The organism is uncultured Paraglaciecola sp., assembly GCF_963977085.1.
Classification (GTDB): Bacteria; Pseudomonadota; Gammaproteobacteria; order Enterobacterales; family Alteromonadaceae; genus Paraglaciecola.
This window is the reverse complement of sequence record NZ_CAXBNC010000026.1, coordinates 56,583-62,843: the sequence shown is the minus strand read 5'-3', so window position 1 is coordinate 62,843 and position 6,261 is coordinate 56,583. Positions and strand designations below refer to the sequence as shown.

Annotated in this window: 5 protein-coding genes and 2 tRNA genes; 5 read left to right on the top strand and 2 right to left on the bottom strand. The window is 42.3% G+C overall.

Features of this window, described 5'->3' with window-relative positions:
* Positions 1-116: 116 nt before the first annotated feature.
* A tRNA-Cys gene (locus AAC000_RS20970) sits at positions 117-190 on the top strand.
* Between the two features lie 47 nt (positions 191-237).
* Positions 238-324 (top strand) — tRNA-Leu (locus tag AAC000_RS20965).
* Between the two features lie 582 nt (positions 325-906).
* On the opposite strand, the gene AAC000_RS20960 is transcribed toward AAC000_RS20965, so the two are convergent.
* Positions 907-1,680, bottom strand: coding sequence for a hypothetical protein (locus tag AAC000_RS20960; protein WP_339725600.1), 774 nt, complete (start codon positions 1,678-1,680; stop codon positions 907-909).
* 841 nt (positions 1,681-2,521) lie between these two features.
* Here AAC000_RS20960 and AAC000_RS20955 point away from each other — a divergent pair.
* Together AAC000_RS20955 and AAC000_RS20950 are read left to right on the top strand one after the other, a co-directional pair.
* The gene (locus AAC000_RS20955; protein ID WP_339725599.1) at positions 2,522-3,805 is read left to right on the top strand and encodes a DUF2254 domain-containing protein; all 1,284 of its coding nucleotides are present in this window, start codon (positions 2,522-2,524) and stop codon (positions 3,803-3,805) included.
* 32 nt (positions 3,806-3,837) lie between these two features.
* Entirely contained in the window at positions 3,838-4,932 is a 1,095-nt protein-coding gene (locus AAC000_RS20950) for an endonuclease/exonuclease/phosphatase family protein (protein ID WP_339725598.1), read from the top strand.
* Between the two features lie 75 nt (positions 4,933-5,007).
* Here AAC000_RS20950 and AAC000_RS20945 read toward each other — a convergent pair whose 3' ends face one another.
* A complete protein-coding gene (locus AAC000_RS20945; RefSeq protein ID WP_339725596.1) occupies positions 5,008-5,595 on the bottom strand; it encodes a TetR/AcrR family transcriptional regulator in 588 nt (195 codons plus the stop codon).
* 79 nt (positions 5,596-5,674) lie between these two features.
* On the opposite strand from AAC000_RS20945, the gene AAC000_RS20940 reads away from it, so the two are divergent.
* On the top strand, positions 5,675-6,115 hold the full coding sequence (locus AAC000_RS20940) for a cupin domain-containing protein (protein WP_339725595.1): 441 nt from the start codon (positions 5,675-5,677) through the stop codon (positions 6,113-6,115).
* Positions 6,116-6,261 lie beyond the last annotated feature (146 nt).

The window sequence follows — 6,261 nt, the reverse complement described above, 5'->3', positions numbered from 1 at the left end:
ACAACCTTGCCAAGGTTGGGGTCGCGAGTTCGAATCTCGTTTCCCGCTCCAAATTCTTTCTTGTTTGAAGAATTTGCGTAAAATAGAAATGTTTTACAAAACGTATACAGCGGAATGGCGGAATGGCAGAATGGCTATGCAGCGGATTGCAAATCCGTGTATCTCGGTTCGACTCCGGGTTCCGCCTCCATGTACGCTTAGCAATACCAGCTTGTAGAAATACAAGTACCTCTCGATGCCCGGGTGGTGAAATTGGTAGACACAAGGGATTTAAAATCCCTCGTTCGTAAGGACGTGCCGGTTCAAGTCCGGCCCTGGGCACCATTTTTCGTGTAGAATTATCGAAACAAAATACTGAGCGAAGCGATACCTTATTCTTGAGGTAACTTCTACGCAACCCACCGATAAAAACAGCCTAATCAATTCAGGTCATCTGTAAATTCTTTAAATTGATAAGTTTATTGAATAGTGATTTTTCAATCTATGATCTTAAATTCATTTTAAAATATTTATACACTTTTCTGTTAACGCTTATGCACTGTGCTTATTGTCATCCTAGCTGTACGACCTACTTTTGCCTGCAGCATTTAAAAGCATGCGCTTACGCTTACTGCCTTCCCGCCCGGCGTCCGCTTGGCAGTTTTCACACCGAATCCCTTCGATGCGACTTACTTTTTGCCTACAGCAGCAAAAAGTGCCGCTCGAAGGCAAAAGCATCGGCTTCGCTTATTACATCTTTGGTAGCTGCACCACTGTGTGTTTTCGTAGATTAATGATTTCACTGGTGTTTACTGTTTTTGTTACAGTGAGTGTCTCACTAAGCGTGTTATGCAAGTTAACGAGACACTTTTCGCATTGCTGTAACTACGATCTGGGTGTCAGAGCCGATCAAGTGTAGCTGGTGTCTCAGAACATTCCAATTAGTGACATTGTGACAGCGCATCCAAGCCCAGAATGAACGCTACAACTTTGTTCTGCACTGATGGTTTTTTTGTTCAAAATCGAAAAGTCTGTTCGTAAACCAATTCTATCGTAATCATTTGAAGCTGATGGTGTGACTAGTTCAATCCCTTTTGGTACTTTTAGCTTGTCTTTCCATAGTAGCTCTACAAGTGTATGACGAATTAATTCTGGATTAAGCACTACATCCCCATCAAGTCCACCAATCACAAATCCTGTTTCGTCTATATGAATGCTGCAATGTTCACCACTATAATCAATTGCGCAATGAAGTGATTGGCTATTCATATTGATTATGGTGTCACCAAATTGAGCTCCAAATGAGCGATCGAGCTTGGCTATGTTTAGCGTTTTGCCATTATTCATAGCCTTCGCTGATAAATCCATCTCACTCAAAAATGGATATTGAATTTCCCTAAAACCTAGACCATTGGTCGCGGCTAATGACATCATGAATGGCCAATGTTCATCATTTAATTTTTTAGATCTAAATGCAGGGTTTCTATATTTTCTTGCAAGTGTAAGCGATTTTTCAAAATCCATGACATATAACATGGGACTTTTGAGTTTGAATGTAATTCCATCTAATGTGCTTTCATAAACATGTAAGTCACTTCCAACATAATCATCGAGTTCAATATTACAATTGTGTAAACGTTGAGATATTCTTTTATATGTTTGGTGGTATTTTGGTGCGGAGGTTACAAGACGAGAGTACATAACATTTCCTTGTTTTAATTATTCCTTAACTGTAGGTCAAACTATAGACAACAATTTTTGATTTGCATCATAGAATTATCGTCCTCATCATATACGGTAGGACCTTCTGGGTCATAACTGTTGAAATCCTTATCTGAGTTTTCTCTTAAAATATTAATTTAACTTTATTGCGGTCTTTTGCAGTAATTCCTGGGAGGCCAGTTCATTGTTTTGAAACGCAGGCAATCATTATTTGTCATGGGTTTCTCGGAAGCGGCTCATTCTTGTGCGGTTCGCTGCAAAAGCCAGTCGTTTTTATGAGCTTAAGAAACAGAAGCGTAATGGATTTGTGGCCATTAGAGCCGCGCCCATAAAATCGTTACAGAGTTGTTCTCTGATTGAAGGGGGATACCGGGCTTTTTTATTTACCCGCATGTTAAGTTGACTTGGGTCTGGAAAGAGAAAGCCTAGCCACTAGCTCTGAGCGTATATGGCTTTGGATAATATGGGTAACGGTGTTTTTGTGGTGTACAATGTGCGTAGGGAAATTGTCCTTAACAGGCCGAGGACTTGAGCCAAAAGGGTGACTGTTGCGGATATTTTATTCAGCACTACCAATAGAAAAACATAGTAGCGAATGAAAACCGGGACACGCGACAGTGCATACAAACTGTAATGTTTGCTTAAAAGCACTCGGGACTTTATCGCACTATTGACAGCGGCTGAACTTATGGGAGACCCCGCAGGTCTGTCATCAAATCGAGTGTTAAGTAGTTATAACGACGGCGATTAAAATTAAGCTGAGCAATTACATATACAGAATATTGGTTAACAAACGTAACACAGCACATAGGTTAATATCATGACTTCATTAGTTTCGTTAGACCGCCTTCGATTTCTGTTCAGTCGTTTTGGTGAGCGGCTTTGGGTACGCCCATTGGCGGTTTGTTTACTATCGATTGCCGTGGTTTTTGCGGCAAAAATTATAGATGGCTCTGAGTCAGCGAAACTTGTCCCTATAGTTGCACAGGACTCTGTTGAAACTTTGCTCTCACTTATGGCGGCCAGCATGTTGGTAATAGCCACTTTTTCGGTCGCATCTATGGTATCAGCGTACGCCGCTGCTAGCAGCTCAGCGACTCCACGCTCCTTTGCCCTAGTGCTTGCCGATGACGTGTCACAGAATGCTCTTTCTACATTTGTTGGTACATTCATTTTTAGTGTCGTAGCGCTGACAGCCGTGAAAAATGCTTTCTATGACAAAGCAGGCCTCTTTGTTCTTTTTGTTCTGACGGTGTTTGTATTCGCTGTGGTAATAGTGACTTTTGTGCGTTGGGTCGACAGCATTGCGAGATTGGGGCGAATTGGTTCGACTATTGACAAGGTTGAAAGTGCGACGGAAAGCTCTCTGATAAGAAGGCGAGATAAGCCGACTCTCGGCGGCATATCTATATCAGCATCTTCGGCATCAGGGCAAGCCGTGTATGCATCGAAAATTGGCTATGTACAGCATATCGACATGGCGTCAATTCAAGTCTGGGCCGAGGAGGTTGACGCGCGGATAGTCGTGTCGGCATTGCCCGGTACTTTTGCTTCACCCAATCAGGCGTTGGCCAACGTAATCATACCATCAGGCGAACTGTCGGGACTGGACTGTACTTGCCTGATCGAGTCGTTCCATATTGGAAATGACCGTACGTTCGAAGATGATCCTCGATTTGGTTTAGTCGCGTTATCTGAAATTGCAGCTCGAGCTCTATCTCCAGCAGTCAACGACTCAGGTACAGCGATAAAAGTAATTGGAACATTAGTACGTTTAATTTCTCGTATTGATGAGCCCTCTAATACAGAGAGTCAGCAGCAGACTGAGTATGACCGAATAGCTGTGCCAGAGATTTCAATATCTGATATGTTCGACGACGCTTTTACGTCCATAGCCCGAGATGGTGCTGGGGCGATAGAGGTTTGCGTTCGTTTACAAAAGGCACTGAGCTCTCTTGAATCACTTAGCAGTGAGGCCATTCGGAAAGCGGCTCGGTACCACAGAGAGTTAGCTTTGAAGCGGGCATGTAAAGTCCTTGATATAGAAGAGGACTTAGCGGCTGTTAGGGATGCTGCAAGTTATCCGGAATCAAATTTGAAATAGATATCAAAACCAAAGAATCGTAGGACTGCGACATGACATTATTATTTGTTTTGTGTACTGCATTAGCCTTGCTGGTGACGTTACTTCCTCTTTCACGTCATCCGCACTGGATTATCAGAGGGATGGACTTTCCACGGCTACAATTTGCAATTCTCATCGCTACTCTACTTGTTGCCGAACTTTTGGTTCTTAATTTACAATCATTGTTAACTTGGCTACTAATTTCAATCGCAACTCTGTGTTTGATTTGGCAATTATGGTGGATTTTACCTTATACATTCTTGTGGCGTGCCGAGGTTAAGAAGGCAGGCAGCAGCATTGAAAATCAAATCAGCATTTTGACGGCCAATGTCCTAACACCTAACCGAAATGCACATCTGCTACTGCAGTTGGTAAAAGAACATCACCCCGATGTTCTCGTGACACTGGAATCTGATCAGTGGTGGGAAGATCAGCTCAAAGTACTTGAAGCTGATATGCCTTACAGTGTGAAATGCCCGCTGGACAACCTTTACGGTATGCATGTCTTTTCAATATTACCTTTAGACGATCAGGAAATCTCTTACTTAGTTGAGGAAGCAATTCCTTCCATTCACACAACATTGAGGTTACGTTCAGGCGTTAGGGTTCGCATGCACTTTCTCCATCCAGCCCCTCCTAGTCCTACTGAAAATCCAGAGTCAGCTGAGAGGGATGCCGAGTTAGTGATTGTGGCCCGGAGTGTTGCTGAAAGTGATCAACCAGTCATAGTAACGGGCGATCTTAATGATGTAGCATGGTCAGCCACAACGCGCCTTTTCCGTAAAATTAGTGGTTTATTAGATCCGCGAGTGGGGCGTGGTATGTTCAACACTTTTCATGCGGATTATCCTTTTCTACGCTGGCCATTGGATCACCTATTTCACAGTCATCATTTTACTTTAAACTCCATCAAACGATTACCCTCGATCGGATCTGACCATTTTGCTTTACTGACTAGATTGACATTTTCTCCTATAAAAGGGGCTGATCAGCAGGGGTTAGACTCTGATGCTTCTGACCATAACTGGGCGAGAGACATAGCCGAAGAACAGGACGTAAGTAAGGACGATGTGCCAGAACCAGGAGAGTCTAAGCCTAATGGTTGAAAATAAAACAATTTGACGCTTTATATTTGCAGTTTTTTTGTATTCTTTTTCTGAAGTCAAATCATTTCCAGTTACCTATTTGGTATTCATATTCTTCAAGTGGTTTAAGCTTTGAGTCACTATCATTTGTGCGCACTCTATACTTGTTTGAAGGTCAAAATTAAAGTTTTTACGGTAATAACGCCAGCTTGAGGCATTGGTGACATAACGTATATTGGCTGTGGTTTTTAAAATTTCACTTGGAGCACAAGATGGAAAAGCCTCTGTGAATAGACGTTCCATGGTTTCAAAACGCGCTTTCGCTGCGGTGCTTATTACTCGAGGTAACAAATCAGCGCTCAGTAATACAGCTACTCGACGTGGTTGTTCTTCAAATTTTTGATACACCTGCGCGACATAGCTTGAGAGCTTATCTATGCAGTCTGGAATTTCAGGCAAATCGAGTTCGTTGTATTCCCGAGTAGTAAACGTATCTAGAAATTCCTCACGGGTATTAAAATGGCGGAACATAGTGCGCTGGGAAATGCCTGCATGATCTGAAACCAGTTTAAAACTGATATCACACACTTCTGTTGTTTCTGATAGTTCGCGAGCAGCCTCTAGTAGCAGGTTTTTGGTAAAGGAGGCTTTTTTGTCGTTCAGTGTTTCCATTCTAAATGTCATATGTTATGTCACCTTGACTTATTGTATGTCACTGCTAGTATTCTATCCAGTACTAGATGAAAAAAACAGGATAAACACCATGACTAGTAACGCTATTGTAAAACTTAAGCATCAAGGTGAATGGTTAAATGTATTAGGCATGCAGATCAAATACCTCTGCACCAGCGAAGATACCCAAGGTAAATATTCGAGCATGCTGAATACTGTACCAAAGGGATGTGGCGCACCGCCTCATAGTCATCCTTGGGATGAAGCGTTTTATGTGCTTAAGGGGCATATCGAATTACGCCTTGACGATGAAACTCATCAGCTGGGAGTGGGTGACTATGTATTAGTGCCAGCTAATCATGTGCACGCATTTAACGGCTTAAGTGATGAAGAAGGTTTGATGTTTGCCTTTGAATCACCAGCAAATGCCCATGGATTTTTCAAAGAGATCAACGACAGGGTGTGCAACATACCTGAGGATTTGGCAAAAATGCCTGATATTGGAAAGCGACATAAAGTGAGTTTTGTGTAGTTAAGTATCAATACAATACTGCAGCGAGTAAGGAAAATCACTGTTAACCATTCGGTTAGTCGTCGGTGAATTCAACTTAGTTAATTATCCAAGCCTTAGCAAATTATATTGCCATGGCTAATCAACATCTGTCAGTGGCATTAAAT